This is a genomic window from Actinobacillus pleuropneumoniae (assembly GCF_003290385.1).
GTDB lineage: Bacteria > Pseudomonadota > Gammaproteobacteria > Enterobacterales > Pasteurellaceae > Actinobacillus > Actinobacillus lignieresii.
This window is the reverse complement of record NZ_CP030753.1, coordinates 233,108-251,313: the sequence shown is the minus strand read 5'-3', so window position 1 is coordinate 251,313 and position 18,206 is coordinate 233,108. Positions and strand designations below refer to the sequence as shown.

General features: G+C 39.8%; 16 protein-coding genes and 1 CRISPR repeat array. Of the genes, 8 read left to right on the top strand and 8 right to left on the bottom strand.

Annotated elements, in window-relative coordinates; translation table 11 throughout:
* Positions 1-32: 32 nt before the first annotated feature.
* The 7 genes from DRF63_RS01165 to DRF63_RS01135 all read right to left on the bottom strand — a co-directional run bounded on the left by DRF63_RS01165 (position 33) and on the right by DRF63_RS01135 (position 3,944).
* On the bottom strand, positions 33-569 hold the full coding sequence (locus DRF63_RS01165) for a hypothetical protein (protein ID WP_005596077.1): 537 nt from the start codon (positions 567-569) through the stop codon (positions 33-35).
* A gap of 48 nt (positions 570-617) precedes the next feature.
* On the bottom strand, positions 618-971 hold the full coding sequence (gene rplT / locus DRF63_RS01160) for a 50S ribosomal protein L20 (RefSeq protein ID WP_005596075.1): 354 nt from the start codon (positions 969-971) through the stop codon (positions 618-620).
* 67 nt (positions 972-1,038) lie between these two features.
* Positions 1,039-1,236 (bottom strand): 50S ribosomal protein L35, encoded by a 198-nt coding sequence (gene rpmI, locus DRF63_RS01155; RefSeq protein ID WP_005596065.1) that lies wholly within the window; start codon positions 1,234-1,236, stop codon positions 1,039-1,041.
* A gap of 248 nt (positions 1,237-1,484) precedes the next feature.
* Positions 1,485-2,027, bottom strand: coding sequence for a translation initiation factor IF-3 (gene infC, locus DRF63_RS01150; protein WP_080515067.1), 543 nt, complete (start codon positions 2,025-2,027; stop codon positions 1,485-1,487).
* Between the two features lie 214 nt (positions 2,028-2,241).
* The gene (locus DRF63_RS01145) at positions 2,242-2,901 is read right to left on the bottom strand and encodes a DUF799 domain-containing protein (protein ID WP_005596036.1); all 660 of its coding nucleotides are present in this window, start codon (positions 2,899-2,901) and stop codon (positions 2,242-2,244) included.
* A gap of 11 nt (positions 2,902-2,912) precedes the next feature.
* Positions 2,913-3,260 (bottom strand): DUF4810 domain-containing protein, encoded by a 348-nt coding sequence (locus tag DRF63_RS01140; protein ID WP_011848337.1) that lies wholly within the window; start codon positions 3,258-3,260, stop codon positions 2,913-2,915.
* A 9-nt stretch (positions 3,261-3,269) separates the two neighbouring features.
* On the bottom strand, positions 3,270-3,944 hold the full coding sequence (locus DRF63_RS01135) for a CsgG/HfaB family protein (protein ID WP_005596031.1): 675 nt from the start codon (positions 3,942-3,944) through the stop codon (positions 3,270-3,272).
* Between the two features lie 171 nt (positions 3,945-4,115).
* Here DRF63_RS01135 and DRF63_RS01125 point away from each other — a divergent pair.
* Positions 4,116-5,449, top strand: a protein-coding gene (locus DRF63_RS01125) for an IS3 family transposase (protein ID WP_108744148.1) whose coding sequence is annotated in 2 segments (ribosomal slippage) — positions 4,116-4,569 and positions 4,569-5,449 — 1,335 coding nt in all. Because the reading frame shifts where the segments join, the coding sequence is not laid out codon by codon here.
* A gap of 57 nt (positions 5,450-5,506) precedes the next feature.
* Here the strand turns inward: DRF63_RS01125 and thrS are convergent.
* The gene (gene thrS, locus DRF63_RS01120; RefSeq protein ID WP_005596020.1) at positions 5,507-7,438 is read right to left on the bottom strand and encodes a threonine--tRNA ligase; all 1,932 of its coding nucleotides are present in this window, start codon (positions 7,436-7,438) and stop codon (positions 5,507-5,509) included.
* Positions 7,439-7,844: 406 nt separating this feature from the next.
* Here thrS and csy1 point away from each other — a divergent pair, with 406 nt between their 5' ends.
* The 7 genes from csy1 to DRF63_RS01085 all read left to right on the top strand — a co-directional run bounded on the left by csy1 (position 7,845) and on the right by DRF63_RS01085 (position 17,983).
* Positions 7,845-9,194, top strand: a complete 1,350-nt coding sequence (csy1, locus tag DRF63_RS01115) for a type I-F CRISPR-associated protein Csy1 (RefSeq protein WP_005596018.1) — start codon at positions 7,845-7,847, stop codon at positions 9,192-9,194.
* The gene (gene csy2 / locus DRF63_RS01110; protein ID WP_005596015.1) at positions 9,191-10,150 is read left to right on the top strand and encodes a type I-F CRISPR-associated protein Csy2; all 960 of its coding nucleotides are present in this window, start codon (positions 9,191-9,193) and stop codon (positions 10,148-10,150) included. The genes csy1 and csy2 overlap by 4 nt, the downstream gene beginning before the upstream one ends.
* Before the next feature lies 1 nt (position 10,151).
* Positions 10,152-11,147, top strand: a complete 996-nt coding sequence (gene csy3 / locus DRF63_RS01105; RefSeq protein WP_005596014.1) for a type I-F CRISPR-associated protein Csy3 — start codon at positions 10,152-10,154, stop codon at positions 11,145-11,147.
* Positions 11,148-11,149: 2 nt separating this feature from the next.
* Complete coding sequence (cas6f, locus tag DRF63_RS01100; protein WP_005596012.1) at positions 11,150-11,719, top strand: type I-F CRISPR-associated endoribonuclease Cas6/Csy4; 570 nt, start codon at positions 11,150-11,152, stop codon at positions 11,717-11,719.
* A gap of 141 nt (positions 11,720-11,860) precedes the next feature.
* Positions 11,861-12,668: a CRISPR direct-repeat array (repeat unit 28 nt; unit sequence CTTCACTGCCGTATAGGCAGCTTAGAAA).
* A gap of 36 nt (positions 12,669-12,704) precedes the next feature.
* Positions 12,705-13,661, top strand: a complete 957-nt coding sequence (gene cas1f, locus DRF63_RS01095) for a type I-F CRISPR-associated endonuclease Cas1f (RefSeq protein WP_005596010.1) — start codon at positions 12,705-12,707, stop codon at positions 13,659-13,661.
* Positions 13,658-17,005: a type I-F CRISPR-associated helicase Cas3f gene (gene cas3f / locus DRF63_RS01090; RefSeq protein ID WP_005596007.1), complete on the top strand. Its 3,348-nt coding sequence runs from the start codon at positions 13,658-13,660 to the stop codon at positions 17,003-17,005. The genes cas1f and cas3f overlap by 4 nt, the downstream gene beginning before the upstream one ends.
* A 90-nt stretch (positions 17,006-17,095) precedes the next feature.
* Positions 17,096-17,983 carry an NAD(+) kinase gene (locus tag DRF63_RS01085; RefSeq protein ID WP_005596005.1) on the top strand — a complete coding sequence of 296 codons (888 nt, stop codon included), beginning with the start codon at positions 17,096-17,098 and terminating at the stop codon, positions 17,981-17,983.
* Positions 17,984-18,206: the final 223 nt, after the last annotated feature.

Sequence of the window (18,206 nt, the reverse complement as noted above, 5' to 3'; positions counted from 1 at the left end):
TATTTTTTCCTCTTTGTAAAAATAAGCGAAAGTTAGACCGCTTGTATGTCTTTTTTATCCCTACGCTTACGCATTTTTTCTAAAATTATACGCATAAAATAAGGCATTTGCTTGATCGGTTGTATGATAATTTCGTCCGCTAACGGCTGCTGTTCTAGCATTAAATACATATTTAATACCGTATAGACATCAACATCGTGTTGATTCTTAAAGAAATTCATCAATCGATACTTTTCTATCTTCATCCGTAACGAATTTGCAATATTTTGGTATTTTTCGACCGCTTGCAAAGCGATATTCACATTACTAATCACAATCAATATCGGCACTTGCGGATGATTTTTTGCAAATTCCCAAGCCAACGCTAATTTCTGCTTCGCTAATATTTTAGCGGATTGGAACCTTTCTTTCGTCCAAATATATTCGCCGTTTTCATATAGAAATTGGTCATGCTCTATATGAAAAACTTTACCGCTCGGAAAATGCTGCTCAAATTCCGCTATTTTTTGTTTGGCAAAAGTAGATTTACCCGAGCCGGAATGCCCTCGAATAACGATTAATTTTCGCATCCTATAAAAAAGGACGCCCGAAGGCGTCCTAATCTCTATTCTTTAAAATTAAAGAGCAGATTTTGCTTTTTCAACTAAAGCTGCGAATGCAACTTTGTCGAATACAGCGATGTCAGCTAAAATCTTACGGTCGATTTCAACAGAAGCTTTTTTCAAGCCGTTGATGAATTTGCTGTAAGATAAACCGTTTTGACGTGCTGCAGCGTTGATACGTGCAATCCATAATTGACGGAATTGACGTTTACGTTGACGACGGTCACGGTAAGCATATTGACCAGCTTTAATTACAGCTTGGAACGCAACGCGATAAACACGTGAACGCGCACCATAATAACCTTTAGCAGCCTTAAGAACTTTCTTATGGCGTGCTCTTGCAATAACACCACGTTTTACACGAGCCATTATTAAATCTCCTAATGTATATAATTAACTAAAATTCACTAAAGTACGTTTTAACTTGACTCAACGCTTATGCGTATGGTAAGCACGCTACTACTAATACTTGGTCTGCTTTCGCTACCATTGATTTGTGGCGTAAGTGACGTTTACGTTTAGTGGTTTTCTTAGTCAAAATATGACGTAAGTGAGATTGTTTACGTTTGAAACCGCCTGAAGCTGTTTTCTTGAAACGCTTAGCAGCACCACGTACTGTTTTAATTTTAGGCATTGTTTTATAAACTCCGCATTGTTTTATCTAATACATAATAATCAGGCGAAAAATACGCTTATCGCTAACCGTCTTTTTACTTGCAAAGCACTAATTATCTCGAACAGAGCGTTACCGCTCATAGCCCTTTACGGCTAAAAAGCAAATCAGGCTGCGAAATGTGCCTGTAGATTGCTTTTGTTTCTCTTTTTTACAAAAGAGAAAACGGACGGATTTTATAAGATCCGCCCGTTTTATGCAAGAATAAATTATTTTTTCTTCGGTGCAATGACCATTACCGCTTGACGACCTTCCAGTTTGCCTGGTGCCGATTCAACAACCGCCACTTCAGCCGTATCCGTTTTAACGCGATCCAAAACGTCTAAACCGATATCTTGGTGAGCCATTTCACGACCACGGAAACGTACGGTAATTTTAACTTTATCGCCGTCTTCCAAGAAACGTAAAATGCTACGTAACTTAATTTGATAATCGCCTTCGTCTGTACCCGGACGGAATTTAATTTCCTTCACTTGTACGACTTTTTGTTTTTTCTTCTGCTCTTTTGCAGCTTTTTCTTTTTCGTAGATGAACTTACCGTAGTTCATAATACGACAAACCGGCGGTTCTGCATTAGGGCTGATTTCAACTAAATCTAATTCAGCATCTTCCGCTCTCGCCAAAGCATCTTGAATTGATACGATACCAACTTGTTCGCCATTCTCATCAGTTAAGCGAACTTCCTTCACGCCACGAATTTCATCATTAAGACGATGTGCGCGATTTGTCTGAACACGTTTTACAGGTTTAATAGTATTATTCCTTCTTGTAAGTTTTACTCTAAAATCGACCGCTGAGCAGCAGACTAAAATCCTTAAAGCCCTAAATTAATTAAAGGGCAAACGTTTGGATTCTAAAAGATATTGGCTTTTTATGCAATAGCACGCCCGAAAATAATCGATATTCGCTTAGTGAACCTAAGTTAAAATAAGCCCCTAATAAGTTAAGAGCTTATATAATATACAGCTATTTTTTAACGTCTTCTTTTCCATATAAAGAATGGCGAGGACCGACTAACAAACCGCCGTTTTTTCCGACATGAACTAAAGAACTCATTGCAGAAGCGGAAACTTCATAACCTTTATCTTTCGTCGTATCTACAACTTGGCTAACAGCCGCTTTTACTAAAGCAACTAATGCACCGTCATTACTATGTGTAGATCCTTCGGCAAAACGACCTGTACCGTCCCAAAGTGTTTTGCCTGTTTTAAGGTCAATTAATTTTCCTTCAAGCTCTACTTCCGTCACACTATCGAAAACTTTATAGCTGGTACCGTATTTATCTACATTTAGATATAAAATACTATCGGCACCGAAAATATCATAGATTTTCTTAATGTTCGCACTCCTAATGGCATTACCGTCCGTTAAGCCGTTTTGTTTAAACACTTCATCCACAAGGGCGACCGGATAAACATAATACCCTAATTCGGCTAGAGGATAAGTCACTCTCGCTAATACGCTGGTATCGGCCTTTACATCAACAGAATTATTCACCGGTAGTAACACTAAAATCGATTTCGGCTTACTTTCTTTCAAGGCACTATAATCATAAGACGGTTTCTGCTGTTGAGCGCATCCGGATAAGAATAAAATACCCGAAAGTAAAATTAGTAATTTTTTCATTCTACTTGTCCTTATTTCTTACGCTGTAAATACTGCATGAACGTTTTACTTTCAGGGAACAATTGTTGCTCTTGAAGAAAAGCATTTTGCGCTTCCGCCGTTTTACCTTGTTTTAATAAGACAAGCCCCAAATGCCCGTATACGCCGGGTGCGACAGGTTTCTGCGCATCTTTTGCCATTTTGATGATTTCATTAAAACCGTTTTCTTGCTTCGTAAAATCCCCCGGCTCATTGTAATAACTGTATATAAGATCCGAGTAATTACCCCAATAATATGTATTGGTATCGACAGACCTTGAAGAACAAGCGGATAAAACTACCGTTATTAAAGCAAACATTATTATGTTTATTTTCTTCATGCCTGTCCCTTATTTAGCAGGAGTCCAATGTCCGGCTTCAATACCGTTTACTAAGTTATTTACCGCTTCTCGAATAGCTAAATCCAGTACTTTGCCATTTAAGGTTGAGTCATAACCTGCAGTGCCGCCAAATCCTAAAACTTCGCGATTCGATAGATTATATTCGCCTGCGCCTTGCACCGAATAAACCACTTCCGACGTATTTACATTCACAACATTAAGAGTCACTTTCGCATAAGCGACTTGCTCTTTGCCTCGTCCTAAAATACCGAATAATTGGTGATCGCCAACAGTCTTACGACCAAATTCCGTAACATCCCCCGTAATCACATAAGTCGCACCTTTGAGGTTTTGTTTTTGTCCTTTAATTTTTGCTTCGGCGGCTGCTTCGCTCATATTGGTTCGATCAAGTACTGAAAAACGCCCGGTTTGCTGTAAGTGAGAAACGAGAATAGTTTTTGATTGATTACCGAGCTGATCTTGCCCATCTGAAAACACGCCGTTTTGGAAGCTAGATTTATTATCAAACTTACCAACCGAAATAGCCGATTTTACACCGTGATAATTTGTAGCCGTACTGGCTGCTTGTGTTACTGTCGGTGCAATAGCTCTAGAACCTTCAGTTGCACAACCTGCTAAACCTAATGCCGTAACACATAACGTAGTCATAAGTAATTTTTTCATTTAGAACTTCCCTTTTGCTTAAATAAAACACAGTTCAAATTATAACATGTAAAGAATATTTTTAAAACATACAAAATTGACTTTACTTATACATAAACAAAAAAGCGGTCAAATTGATCTGCCCCCCAAAAGTTGGACTAAACCTCCAACGGATTAAGGTGCAGATTTTTTATGACTAAATATAACTCGCTATTCAAACAACAAGTCATCGAGTTTTATCTTCAAAATGACAAAAACCGTTTATTCACTCAACGACATTTTCAATTATCCAAGAAAACCTTAACTCGATGGATTGCTCAATTTAATCATAACGGAATCAATGGGCTAGCGGTGATAGGTAAGAAGCAAAAATATTCCCCCGAATTCAAATTAACCGTCATACAAGCGGTCAAAAAGGGGCAATTTTCTGCGGAAAGCGCCTCCCTTCATTTTGGCATTGCTAATTCAGGTTCGATTAGCCAATGGTTGCACATCTTTGAAGAACAAGGTATAAACGGCTTATTACCCAAGCCCAAAGGTCGTCCGACAATGAAACCGAAATACCCCAAAATGCCTCCCCCACCTAAAACCGAGGAAGAACGCTTACGTTATCGTATTTTAGAGCTGGAAGCGGAGGTCGCTTACCTAAAAAAGTTGCGGGAGTTCAACCAACAAAAAATGCGGCAAAAGCAGCCATCGTAAAAACGTTGAGAGTGGATTTTCCCTTAGAAATCCTCCTCCCTTTGACTGGTTTAAAACGTAGTACGCTCTTTTATCACTTACCGCCTAAAATCGATAAAAATGCAGTGATTAGGCAGAAAGTGATTGAGATTTATCAAGATAATGATGGCAATTACAGCTATCGTCGTATTACGTTAAAGTTACGTGATTTTTTGGGTGCGATTAACCATAAGCGTATTCAAAGGATAATGCAACAGCTTGATTTAAAAGGGAAATGTAAACAGAGGAAATATCGTTCTTATCAAGGTGAAGTGGGTAAAATTGCCGAGAATGTATTGCAACGGGATTTTCACGCAACGGCGCCAAATGAAAAGCTCGTCACGGATATCACCGAGTTTAAATGTGCGGAAGGCAAGCTCTATTTATCGCCTATTAAGGACTTGTTTAATAGTGAAATTCTTGCTTATGATTTAGCAAGAAGCCCTAACTTTGAGCAAGTGATGCGGATGCTAAAGCAAGCAGTCGCAAAACTGCCTAAGGGCGCTAAACCGATTTTACATTCCGACCAAGGCTGGCAATACCAGATGGCAGACTATCAAGACATGCTGAGAAAACATCATATTAAACAAAGTATGTCGAGAAAAGCGAATTGCTTGGATAATGGGGCAATGGAAAGTTTTTTTGGGCGATTGAAAACGGAATGTTACTTTGGTAAGCGATTTGAAACTTTCGAACAACTTGAGAAAGTGATTCACGAGTACATTCATTATTACAACAATGAGCGTATTCAAGTGAAATTAAAAGGACTGAGCCCTGTACAATACAGAACTCAGTCCTTAAATTAAACAGTCTAACTTTTTGGGGTCAGATCAAATTTGACCGCTTTTTTACAAATAATGAAATTACTCTTCGCCTAATAATTTAAGTCCACGAGCTTTCACTTGGTTTTTAAGGATTTCAACAAATTCATCAATGGTGAATGTGCCTAAATCCGCACCTTTACGGGTACGCACCGATACTTTGCCTGCTTCGATTTCTTTATCGCCACACACAAGCATATAAGGTACTCGACGTAAGGTGTGTTCACGTACTTTAAAGCCGACTTTTTCGTTACGTAAGTCTGATTTCACACGGATACCCGCATCAGATAACGCTTTCGTTACTTTCTGTACATAGTCCGCTTGGCTATCGGTAATATTCATTACCACTGCTTGAGTCGGTGCTAACCACGTTGGGAAGAAACCTGCGTATTCTTCGGTAATGATACCGATAAAGCGTTCGATAGAACCTAAAATCGCACGGTGAATCATAACCGGTGTACGGCGACCGTTATCTTCCGCTACATAAGACGCATCTAAGCGACCCGGTAATGCGAAGTCTAATTGAATCGTACCGCATTGCCATTCACGATCTAAACAGTCACGTAATGCAAACTCAATTTTCGGACCGTAGAATGCGCCTTCGCCTTCTTGGATTTCATAGCTTAGGCCGTTTGCCGTTAATGCTTTTGCTAAGCCGTCTTCCGCACGATCCCACATTGCATCATCGCCGATACGGTTTTCTGGACGAGTTGAAAGTTTCACTTGAATGTTGCTGAAACCAAAAGTGCTGTAGATATCGTAAACCATACGGATACAGCTAGTTACTTCGCTTTCAATTTGATCTTCGGTACAGAAAATATGCGCATCATCTTGGGTAAAACCACGTACACGCATTAAGCCGTGTAATGAACCAGACGGCTCGTTACGGTGGCATGAACCGAATTCCGCCATACGGATTGGTAAGTCACGGTATGATTTTAAACCTTGATTGAAGATTTGAACGTGACCCGGGCAGTTCATCGGTTTGATTGCATATTCACGGTTTTCAGATTGAGTCGTGAACATTAAATCCGCATAGTTTTGCCAGTGACCGGTACGTTCCCAAAGCACTCTGTCCATCATAAACGGACCTTTTACTTCTTGGTAATCGTACTCTTTTAATTTAGTACGTACGAAAGTCTCAAGTTCACGGAAAATCGTCCAACCGTCATTGTGCCAGAACACCAAACCCGGCGCTTCTTCTTGCATATGGTATAAGTCTAACGCTTTACCGATACGGCGGTGGTCACGTTTTGCCGCTTCTTCTAAACGGGTTAAGTATTCCGCTAATTGTTTTTTATCCGCCCAAGCCGTGCCGTAAATACGTTGCAGCATTTTGTTTTTGCTGTCGCCACGCCAGTATGCACCCGCTACTTTCTGTAATTTGAAGTGGTGGCAGAAACGCATATTCGGTACGTGCGGGCCACGACACATATCGATATATTCTTCGTGATGATATAACGCTGGCGTTGCAGTACGTTCGATATTTTCATCTAAAATCGCCATTTTGTACGGCTCGCCACGTTTTTCAAACGTATCACGCGCTTCTTGCCAGCTCACACGTTTTTTCACTACGTCATAGTTGGTTTTAGCCAGCTCAAGCATACGCTTTTCAATCGCATCTAAATCTTCTTGTGTGAGTGAGCGATCTAAATCCACATCATAATAGAAACCGTTGTCGATTGTCGGGCCAATCGCCATTTTTACATCCGGGAATAATTGTTTGATCGCGTGACCTAATAAGTGCGCACATGAGTGACGAATGATCTCTAAACCGTCTTCATCTTTTGCGGTAATAATTTCAAGTGAGCTATCTTCAGAAATGATGTCACACGCATCACGGCGTTCGCCGTTTACACGACCGGCAATCGTAGCCTTTGCTAAGCCTGCACCGATTGATTGAGCGACTTCCATTACAGAAACAGGATTATCGAATTGGCGTTGTGAGCCGTCTGGTAAAGTGATAATAGGCATTTTTATATCCTTGTTACAGTGGTCACCCATACGAGAGGTGACTTGTTGGTTTAAAAATAAAAACCGCTGACAAGCGGTCTGATTTGAATCTTTTTTTTACAATTTGTTTTACATCACCCCAACCATGGATAAATAGCAAAACGGGCGAATTTTATCACAAAATCTCAACAAGCGGTCTGATTTCTCGCTCAATTTGCAAAATTTCTCTGAAAATAGACCGCTTGTATAAGCTAACGATCTTCGGTAAATAGGGCTAGATACCGATAAGTACGGAAAAAACCTTTTATCTCTATTTCTGCAATTATCCATAAGTATCAGCTATTTAATTTTAATCTTTTAATTAAATTGAGAATTTTTAATCAAGCAATATACTTATAGGCAAATTAAAAACAAAAGAGGTCAAACTATGATAACTCCTTTACAAATTAGGGCTAAAATCATTGATTTCCTACAAGCTCAACACCTTAAAAAATCTGAAAATGATTATAAAAAACTAGAAAAGGCGACCGAACCGGAAGAAATTGCCAAAATAAAGGCTGAAATTAGCAAAAGCGAAGAAAAGTATCGGCTAGATACTTGGCTTCATACCGCAGCAACCGAAATGGCAAAGCAACTAAAATTTGGTACTCATATTGCTAAAGGAATCCACCCCGATGCTAAAGGCAATAACATAAACTTTCGGGCTAATTTGAATCTCCCTGCGACTTTAGTTGGTTCTCAATTGATCGATAAACTTGTTTTAGATGCTAACGGTAATGCTGCAGCACTCCCTCTCGCTGCATTTTTCGATATTATGGTTGATGAAGTACATAAACGGACTTTAAAAGACCTATTGCTAACAGATGAGCCTTGTTTGGACGGTTGTTTTAGTGATGATCATTCGCTTTCGGTACAATATAAAATCGCTTTTCAAATGGCATTAAAAGGTAATTTAAACTCGCCGGAAACACATGAGCGAAATAAGCAAGTTTTATGGGTAAACAGCAGCTCGGCTATTGAGGATAATCACTATACTTGCCTAATTCCGCTTTATCCATCTTCCTTCACTCATGCCATTTATAATAAGCTGAATCAAGCCCGTTTTTCTGAGGAAAATAAACAAGCAAGGGAAAATCGTTATAAAAATAAAGCACAAAATCCCTATATATCTATTCCCCATTTAGCGGCCACAAAACTAGGTGGAACAAAGCCGCAGAACGTTAGTTTATTAACCAGCAAACAAGGTGGCAGAAACTATTTACTTCCCTCTCTTCCTCCCATTTTTACCAAAGGCGAACTTCGCTTAACTAATGCACAAGATACGATTTTCAACGATCGCTTAGCCTATGTCTGTCGTGCCGGTTTATACCAGCTATATCAAGCAGTTGCAGATTCTAGGAAGAATTATATTGTTCGAGTTCCGCGTGCCGAAGCCGTAAACTTAATTGTTCAAATGGTACTGCAACAAGCTTATAAGTTACAGAAACGTACCGCCGGTTGGAGCCGAGACTACCAACTGGCTTGGTGCGAAAAATATTGGCTTGATCCTCAACGCGCTAAGCTAAATGGAGAAGAACAATTCCATTCGGCTTTAACTCAACAAGACTGGATTTCTGAAGTAGAACAACGCTTTGCCGCTTGGCTCAATGCGTTGCTCAAAAAACGTTTTCCAAAACATCAGGACGATTTTACCGCTACGGAATATAACGAATGGCGTAAATATTTCCGAAAAAAATTACATCGACAATTACGCTGCTTATATAAGGAGGTATTATGAATTATCCAAACTTTTATCTGCTGTTTGATCATGTTGAAATTCAAGCGGCAAACACGATTTCCAGCCCGATCACGTATGGTTTTCCTGCACTCACCGGTTTTACCGGTGCGATTCATGCACTTAGCCGTAAACTGTTTTCCCAACAAGTGGAATTAGGCGGCGTGATGATTGCTTGTCATGATTATCAAATATTAGGTTATAAACATAGTGATTTCTCAGATTTAACCTTTAATCAAACACGTAACCCTCTCAAAAAAAATGGCGATTCGCCTTCCATTATCGAGGAAGGAAAAATTCACTTGGATATTTCATTAGTCGTTGAAATGGAAGTTAAAGATCCGGAGTTTTACTATGCATTAAATAGTCAGGACTCGGAACAGAAAACACAATTTCTTGAACATTGTAAAAAATTGCTTATGCAACAGCGAATTGCCGGTGGTAGTGTTTTTCAAATTGAGAATGTTGAGCTGTTTAATTTAAGTGAAGAATCAGAAATAAAGCTCGCACTGATGCCTGCTTTCGTTCTCATGGATGCAAAGCAAATTTTAACGGATATTACTCAGTCATTACAAAACGGAATCTCAAATAATGAAATAATGATTTATCCAGCAACTCCAAATGCGAATGCGCTGGATGCGTTACTTGAGGTAGCGACATTACACCATATTCCATTATCCGAACACGCAACTTCCCAAGAATGGGAAACCTTTAATGTCAATCAAGGAAAAGGATGGCTAGTACCGATTCCTGTCGGTTACCAAGCTATTTCACCGCTATTTACTGCCGGTGAAATGCAAAATTGCCGTACGACTGAATACCCGAGCCAATATGTTGAAACGGTTTACAGCTTAGGAAAATGGGTTTTCCCTTTTAGTTTACCCGATGATTTATCGCAATGTTTTTGGCACTACAACACCCCGCAAGATAATCTCTATTTAATTACCCAAGGAGCATAATATGACAAAATTAACTACTGCATCAGTTCTAGCCTTTGAGCGTAAACTTGATATTTCCGATGCCACTTTTACCCAGAAAAATAGCATGAGTGACGCACCTGAAATTGCGGTTACGATTCGAGAAAAATCGGTAAGAGGAACTATTTCAAATCGCTTAAAAAATGCCTTAGCCAATGATCCTGCCAAATTAGATGCTGAAATTGAAAAAGCCAATTTACAGCGCGTTGATGTCGCAACACTAAATGATGACTACGATACCTTAGTTGCCAGATTTACCTGTAAAGTTTTACCTTTTGAAGGTAAACCTAATGTTTGTAATGATCCTGAATATCAAGCGAAACTGTTATCAACCATTCAAAATTACTTAACCGCTCACGGCATGTCGGAATTAGCCAAAAGATATGCGACTAATTTGGCAAATGCGCGTTGGTTATGGCGTAATCGTATCAGCGCAGAAACTATCCAAGTCAGTATAAAGGTCGCAGATGATGTGATTGTTTTCGAAAATGCCAAACAACTGCCGCTTAACAGCTTTGAACAAGCGGATGAAAAACTTCAAAAAATTGCAAGTTATATTGAAAAAGGTTTAAAAGGAGAAGAATTCATCATTTTGGAAGTTGAAGCCCAAGCCAAAATGGGACGTGGTCAGGAAGTATATCCATCGCAAGAATTGGTGTTAGATACCGGAACTCGCAAAAGTAAAATTTTGTATGAAATCAATCATAAAGCCGGAATGCATTCCCAAAAAATCGGCAATGCGATTCGTACCATTGATACTTGGTATGCAGAAAATGCCCCTTTCCCGATTGCAGTCGAACCTTATGGCGCAGTCACTAATCTTGGTACGGCGTTCCGCCAGCCAAAAGAAAAAATCGATTTCTATACACTATTCGATAACTGGGTATTAAAAGACGTAGCACCGGAACTTGAACAACAGCACTACGTTATTAGCGTATTAATTCGAGGTGGCGTATTTGGTGCAAGCGGTAAGGAATAAATATGAGTGAATTAACACATTACATTGAGCTAAAAGCAATTCCCCAAGTAGATATACTTCAAACGGATGTAATTGCACATGGCTTGCAAATTTTGCATAAATTTCTACCGCTTTATCAAGGCGAAATCGGGTTAAGCTTTCCCGCTTACGGCTTAGGACGAACTCTTGGCGGAATCATTCGAGTTTTTGGAAATGAACAGCATTGTGCCCAAATAAAAGTGCAATTAACTGCAGAGGGCTTACAAGACTATGCTCTTATTACATCGGTAACCCCTATTCCGGAAGAGATAGCCGAGCATCGCCGTTACCAAAGAGTGCATAGAAAAGGTCAAAGTGCTATTCGCCGTACCGAGAAATTCTTAGTTCAACAAGGAAAATGGACTGAAGAAATTCGCCAAGAGATGTTAATACATCAGCAGAATCAAAAAGTATTTCCGTACGTAAAACTCAAGAGTGGTAGCACTAAACAGCATTTTGTATTAGCGATACGACAGCTTCGTTTAGCAGAGCCTGTTTCCGGCCTATTTAACGCATATGGATTAAGCAAAATAGCAACCGTCCCACATTTCTAACCTCTTTTATAACCTTTTTTTCAAGAGAATTTATTTTTCCTTTAGAAACAAAGGGTTATAAAAATCTTTCAAAAAAGGGATTTTTTGATTAAAAGCTCTTTAACAACTTGGTATATCTAACATTCTAAAGTAAAATAACGACTTCACTGCCGTATAGGCAGCTTAGAAACAGGTGCTTTAGTTGTTTTTGAGGGTGGTAAACTTCACTGCCGTATAGGCAGCTTAGAAATTGTGCCTTGGCGGATTGCTCAAGCGTTTGCACTTCACTGCCGTATAGGCAGCTTAGAAATAGCGATAAAATACATCAAAACCATCGTTCATCTTCACTGCCGTATAGGCAGCTTAGAAACTGTTCCCTTGCAAATTGTATGCCTGCTTTAGCTTCACTGCCGTATAGGCAGCTTAGAAATTATGCTGATAAAATGACTCTTAAAGAAATAACTTCACTGCCGTATAGGCAGCTTAGAAAATTTAAAGGGGCAGAAAATACATTTTGTAAGGCTTCACTGCCGTATAGGTAGCTTAGAAAGTTAGCGTCTTCTTTATCCCCTTCTCCTTTGCCTTCACTGCCGTATAGGCAGCTTAGAAAACAATAAATCAATCGCTCTACAATATCTTGCACTTCACTGCCGTATAGGCAGCTTAGAAACGGTTTGTTGCTAAATCAGGTGGCGGAAAGCGCTTCACTGCCGTATAGGCAGCTTAGAAATCCAAGCAGTAAATAATTAGCGCCATCTATCCCTTCACTGCCGTATAGGCAGCTTAGAAACTTACGGGTTGGCTACGCCAAACCTTGACAATCTTCACTGCCGTATAGGCAGCTTAGAAATATCCGATAACCTCTTCCTTAGTTTTGCCACTCTTCACTGCCGTATAGGCAGCTTAGAAATTGCCAATATCGCAAAATACGTTAAAGATCCCCTTCACTGCCGTATAGGCAGCCACAAATCAACTGTATTCCATAAATAACATCGGAGAAAATAATATGAAAAAAACACCTTATATTCCGTCTTCGGATTTAAAGACGATTTTACATTCTAAGCGGGCGAATATTTATTACTTAGAACACTGCCGAATATTATTAAACGGCGGGCGTGTAGAATATGTTACTGATAAAGGCAATGAATCACTCTATTGGAATATTCCTATTGCCAATACCATCTGTTTACTATTGGGAAGTGGTACTTCGATAACTCAAGCGGCAATGCGAGAGTTATCAAAAGCAGGGGTTATGGTCGGTTTCTGTAGTGGTGGAGGAACACCGCTATTTAATGGGACGGAAGCGGAAATCGGTTGTGATTTTTTTAGCCCTCAAAGTGAATATCGTCCGGTCGAATATCTACAACAATGGTGTCGATTTTGGTTTGATGATAACAAGCGGTTAAATTCGGCAAAAACTTTACAATTGGCACGGTTACAATTACTACTTCGAACTTGGAATAAGTTTGATTGGGAATATGCTCAAGATAAATTAACGGCATTAGTACAACATTATCAGGAAGAATTTACTAATGTGAAAGACAGTCAATCTTTATTAGCTGCAGAAGGTCGTTTAACCGCAAAACTATACGCATTAGCCAACCAAGCAACGCTTAACGACGAAAGTTTTAAAAGAGAAAGCGGTAAAGAAGGCGCAAATCAATTTTTGGATCACGGTAATTATTTAGCCTATGGTTTAGGTGCAACAGCTTGTTGGGTGCTCGGTTTACCGCATGGTTTGGCGATATTACACGGGAAAACACGGCGTGGCGGTTTGGTATTTGATGCGGCAGATATTATTAAAGATGCTATTATTCTCCCGCAAGCATTTATTTCCGCACAGAATGGGGATAATGAGAAACAATTCCGCCAAGCTTGTATTAATAATCTTGTTCGCTTTGAAGCGCTGGATATTATCATCAATACGCTTAAACAACTTGCTTCTGAAGGTGCCAATATATGAATATCTTATTGATTAGCCAATGCAATAAAAATGCCCTGACCGAAACTAGACGTATATTGGATCAATTTGCCGAACGTTGTGGTGATCGTTGCTGGCAAACCGCCATTACCCAAGCCGGACTAGAAACACTACACAATATGTTACGTCAAACGGCACGTAAAAATACGGCGGTTGCTTGTTATTGGACACATGGTAAAAATTTAACCGAATTGCTTTGGATTGTCGGAGATAAAAGTCAATTTAACGCCGAAGGACGTGTACCGACTAATCGTACTCAACGTAATATTTTACGTGCCGATGATGAAAACGGTTGGCTAAGCGCATATTCCATTCAAATTTTAACCGCTATTGCGGCATTGCTACATGATATTGGTAAAGCGAATATCGCATTTCAGCAAAAACTAAAACCTAAAGCGAAATTTTTTCCTGATTGTTATCGACATGAGTGGATTTCCACTCGTTTGTTTGAAGCTATGATCGCCGGCTGCGATACGGATGAGCAATGGCTCGCTCGTTTAGCGAATTGGCAAAATTACATTGAAGAGAATCCGGATTGGCTACTGAACCTAACTCTGATTGCAGATAAAAGCGATCATCCGCATAATTTTTCTCATTTTCCACCGCTTGCTAAAGTAGTACTGTGGCTCATTCTTTCACATCACAAATTACCTTTTACCCAAAAAACGCTCGATTGTCATAGTGATCAGGAACGTATTTTACGTGAACATTTTATGCTCAAAACAGCTGTAGAACCATTCTATCGATTTTTAGCACCGGTAGAACATTGGGTCATGAATCAAAGTGAGCATCCTCAACCGGAAAACTTCTGGCAATTTAAAACATTAGTGATGGAAAGCAAAGCTTGGCAAAAAGCTATGCAGCGTTGGGCTAACAAAGCCTTAAACCATGCTCCTTTACGCGAATTATCTCAATTAAACAAAACGATAAATGATCCGTTCTTACTGATCTTGTCACGTTTGTGTTTGATTGTCGGCGATCATAATTACTCTTCTGCCCCTGCGGATCGCCAATTGGGAGATCTCAATTTCTTCGAAAAATTAATTGCGAATACGGATAAAAAAACCAAACAGCCGAAACAAGCATTAGACGAACATTTGCTTGGTGTTTGTAAAACCAGCGCAAAATTTGCCCGCTTGCTTCCTAAACTTGCAAAAGAACTACCGCATATTCAACAACATCGCCCTTTTACTAAACGTACCAATCTTGATCGCTTTAAATGGCAAAATCGTGCCTTTGAGTTAGCACGAAGTGTGCAATCGGAAAGTGAACAAGCCGGCTTCTTTGGGGTAAATATGGCGAGTACAGGATGTGGAAAAACACTCGCTAATGCCAAAATTATGTACGGCTTGAGCAACCAGGACGGAGCACGCTTTACTATCGCGCTTGGTTTACGTGTACTTACGCTACAAACAGGTTTAGCACTTCGCCAAAAGCTTATGCTATCGTCTGAACAACTTGCGGTTTTAGTCGGCGGTTCGGCAACTAAGCAATTATTTGAGTTACAAAATGAATCAGCACAAAGTGGTAGTGAAAGCGTTCAAGAATGGTTCGAAGGTAATGAAGTTTATGGGATGAATTTCCTTGAAAGCGGCATAGCGGAAGAAGAATTCGGTACCTTATTAGCAGATAATAAAGCGAAAAAATTACTCTATGCACCTATCGTAAGTTGTACGTTAGACCATATGATTCAAGCAACGGAAACAATCCGTGGCGGTAAGCATATTGTGCCGCTGCTACGTTTATTGACATCTGATCTGGTATTAGACGAGCCAGATGATTTTAGTCAAAGTGATCTACCGGCATTGAGCCGTTTAGTACATTTGGCGGGGATGTTCGGTAGTAAAGTATTACTCTCCTCGGCAACGCTCACACCGGATCTGATCAGCGGTTTATTTAATGCTTATCAAGCGGGGCGTAAGATTTATAATCGTCATCAAGGTATCAACCCTGAATTACCGATTTGTTGCGCTTGGATTGATGAATATAAACAGCAACAACAAAAATGCCCAACAGTAAAAGAATTTGAACAGTACCATGCCCAGTTTACGTCATCCCGTGCTGAAAAGTTAATGCAATCGCCTATTCGACATAAAGCGGAAATTATCCAGTTACCGCCCTTTAGCTCCGTAGAAAATCAAGACATTAACTATACGATGCTTGCCGATTCTTTAATTGAACAAGCCATTACTTTACACCAAAGATATGCACAGCAAGATCCTATTTCTAAGAAATTCGTCAGTATGGGGTTAATCCGTTTTGCAAATATCAAACCAATGATTCCGCTCGTTGAAACCTTATTTAAAACGCCTTTAAATACCCAATTTAGCGACTATAAAATTCATTTATGCTGTTACCATTCTCGCCAGTTATTGCTATTACGCTCCAAACTCGAGGAAAAACTCGACAGAATATTGAATCGTAGCGAGCCTGAGGCGCTATTTTCCCAGCCGGAAATAATGAGCGCACTCACACAAGACAAAGCCGTTCATCATATTTTTATTGTGTTGGGCAGTCCGGTGACCGAAGTCGGGCGAGATCATGATTATGATTGGGCAATTGTTGATCCGTCTTCAATGCGTTCAATTATTCAGCTAGCGGGACGTGTATGGCGCCATCGTCCTGAAAAAATTGCCACACAGGCAAATATTTTATTGCTACCGACAAACTGGCGCGGTTTACAAACAAAAAATAACGGCTCGGAACCGATATTCTGCCGCCCGGGTTTTGAAGATCAATCCAATAAATTAACGAGTCATAAAACGGTAGATTTAATCAAGCAAGAACATTTAGCAAGTATCACCGCAATACCTCGTATTATCAAACCGTTAGTGCTACAAGCTGAAACTAATTTAGCGGACTTAGAACATAAAGTGATTGGAGATTTATTAAATAACAAAGGTATTAATCGGGTAAACGCTTACTGGCAAGACAATTTAACGAATAGATTAAATGCCAACTTGCCGCTGATTACCTCTTTTAGAAAAAATGAAGGGAAATGGCAAACAGAGGTAGTATGTTTACCTAGCGAAGAAAGCCACTGGGAATTTATGTTTAAATCCAGCGAGAAGGCGTGGGAAGACCCATATTTTGAAAATGATTATTTAGCGGAGATAAGCTATCAAAAACTGAATTGTGAATCGCCTTGGATTACACCGTGGCTTACCACACCTTTAAACCAAGCGCTTTCCGAGCTATGCGAACAACTTGATGAAGCGGATCAAACTCAAGCGGCGCTACGTTTTGCAACCGTTTCTTTGCAGCATTACGGCAAAACATTACCTATTTGGAAGTTTAATGAAACATTGGGTTTTTGGCAGCCATAACAAGCGGTCATTTTTTATGAATTTTTTACATATCTTATCAATGAAAAAAAGGATAGAATTCAATAATTCTTATTTTGAGAGTAGAAAAAGATGAAACCTGAAGAACGATTTTTTGAATGTATTGCGATTGTCGGTAAGCCTCGGCATGAGATTGCGTTGGAAACACATTTGGCGGTTTATAATTGGTTAAAAGACCGCCATTATCGTGTGTTAGTCGAAAAAAGTATCGCACAGCAATTAAATCTGCCCGAAGCAAGAAGCCTAGAGGAAATCGGACAACAAACGAATTTGGTTATTGTGATCGGCGGGGACGGTAATATGTTAGGTATGGCGCGCCGTTTAGCCGAATATCAAGTGCCGCTTATCGGTATTAATCGTGGTAACCTAGGCTTTTTAACCGATATTGCGCCGCATTCTACTTTTGAACAATTACACAATTGTATCGAGCGAGGCGAATTTGTGATTGAAGAACGTTTTTTACTTGAAGCACGTATTGAGCGTAACGGTAAAATTATTGCAACCAATAATGCGTTAAACGAAGTGGTGATTCATCCGACTCAAGTGGCTCGTATTATTGAATTCGAGGTTTATATCGACGGTAAATTCGCATTTTCTCAGCGTTCGGACGGCTTAATTATTAGTACGCCGACCGGTTCTACCGCTTATTCGCTCTCTGCCGGCGGTCCGATTTTAACGCCGAATATGAATGCGATTGCGCTTGTGCCGATGCACCCTCATACGCTGTCATCCCGTCCTTTGGTCATTGACGGCGACAGCCAGATTTCTTTGCGTTTCGCACAATATAATCAGCCTAGCTTGGAAGTGAGCTGCGACGGTCAATACGATTTACCCTTTACACCGGAAGACCGCATTATTGTAGAGAAAAGCCCGAATAAATTACGTCTTCTGCATTTAAAAGATTATAACTATTTTACCGTGCTGGGTTCTAAACTCGGTTGGTCAAGTAAATTATTTTAATTTCTTTTCGCTTAGGCACTCTGTCCGAGTGCCTTTTGTCGGTAAATATTCCACAAAATTCAACCGCTTACCCTTCAATTAATTTTTTTCATTATTCCTATCAATTAATATGCTGCTATTTTATCCGAAAAAGAGCTACCATCATGTTTAATAAATGTGTAGAATGCAGTTAAACTCATTTGCGCAAACGTTTGCGCAACTTTATTTATCATCAAACAGAGGA

Coding starts and splice junctions, on each gene's coding strand:
- DRF63_RS01165 (WP_005596077.1), bottom strand. CDS start 569: ATGCGAAAATTAATCGTTATTCGAGGGCATTCCGGCTCGGGTAAATCT.
- rplT (WP_005596075.1), bottom strand. CDS start 971: ATGGCTCGTGTAAAACGTGGTGTTATTGCAAGAGCACGCCATAAGAAA.
- rpmI (WP_005596065.1), bottom strand. CDS start 1,236: ATGCCTAAAATTAAAACAGTACGTGGTGCTGCTAAGCGTTTCAAGAAA.
- DRF63_RS01145 (WP_005596036.1), bottom strand. CDS start 2,901: ATGAAAAAATTACTAATTTTACTTTCGGGTATTTTATTCTTATCCGGA.
- DRF63_RS01140 (WP_011848337.1), bottom strand. CDS start 3,260: ATGAAGAAAATAAACATAATAATGTTTGCTTTAATAACGGTAGTTTTA.
- DRF63_RS01135 (WP_005596031.1), bottom strand. CDS start 3,944: ATGAAAAAATTACTTATGACTACGTTATGTGTTACGGCATTAGGTTTA.
- thrS (WP_005596020.1), bottom strand. CDS start 7,438: ATGCCTATTATCACTTTACCAGACGGCTCACAACGCCAATTCGATAAT.
- csy1 (WP_005596018.1), top strand. CDS start 7,845: ATGATAACTCCTTTACAAATTAGGGCTAAAATCATTGATTTCCTACAA.
- csy2 (WP_005596015.1), top strand. CDS start 9,191: ATGAATTATCCAAACTTTTATCTGCTGTTTGATCATGTTGAAATTCAA.
- csy3 (WP_005596014.1), top strand. CDS start 10,152: ATGACAAAATTAACTACTGCATCAGTTCTAGCCTTTGAGCGTAAACTT.
- cas6f (WP_005596012.1), top strand. CDS start 11,150: ATGAGTGAATTAACACATTACATTGAGCTAAAAGCAATTCCCCAAGTA.
- cas1f (WP_005596010.1), top strand. CDS start 12,705: ATGAAAAAAACACCTTATATTCCGTCTTCGGATTTAAAGACGATTTTA.
- cas3f (WP_005596007.1), top strand. CDS start 13,658: ATGAATATCTTATTGATTAGCCAATGCAATAAAAATGCCCTGACCGAA.
- DRF63_RS01085 (WP_005596005.1), top strand. CDS start 17,096: ATGAAACCTGAAGAACGATTTTTTGAATGTATTGCGATTGTCGGTAAG.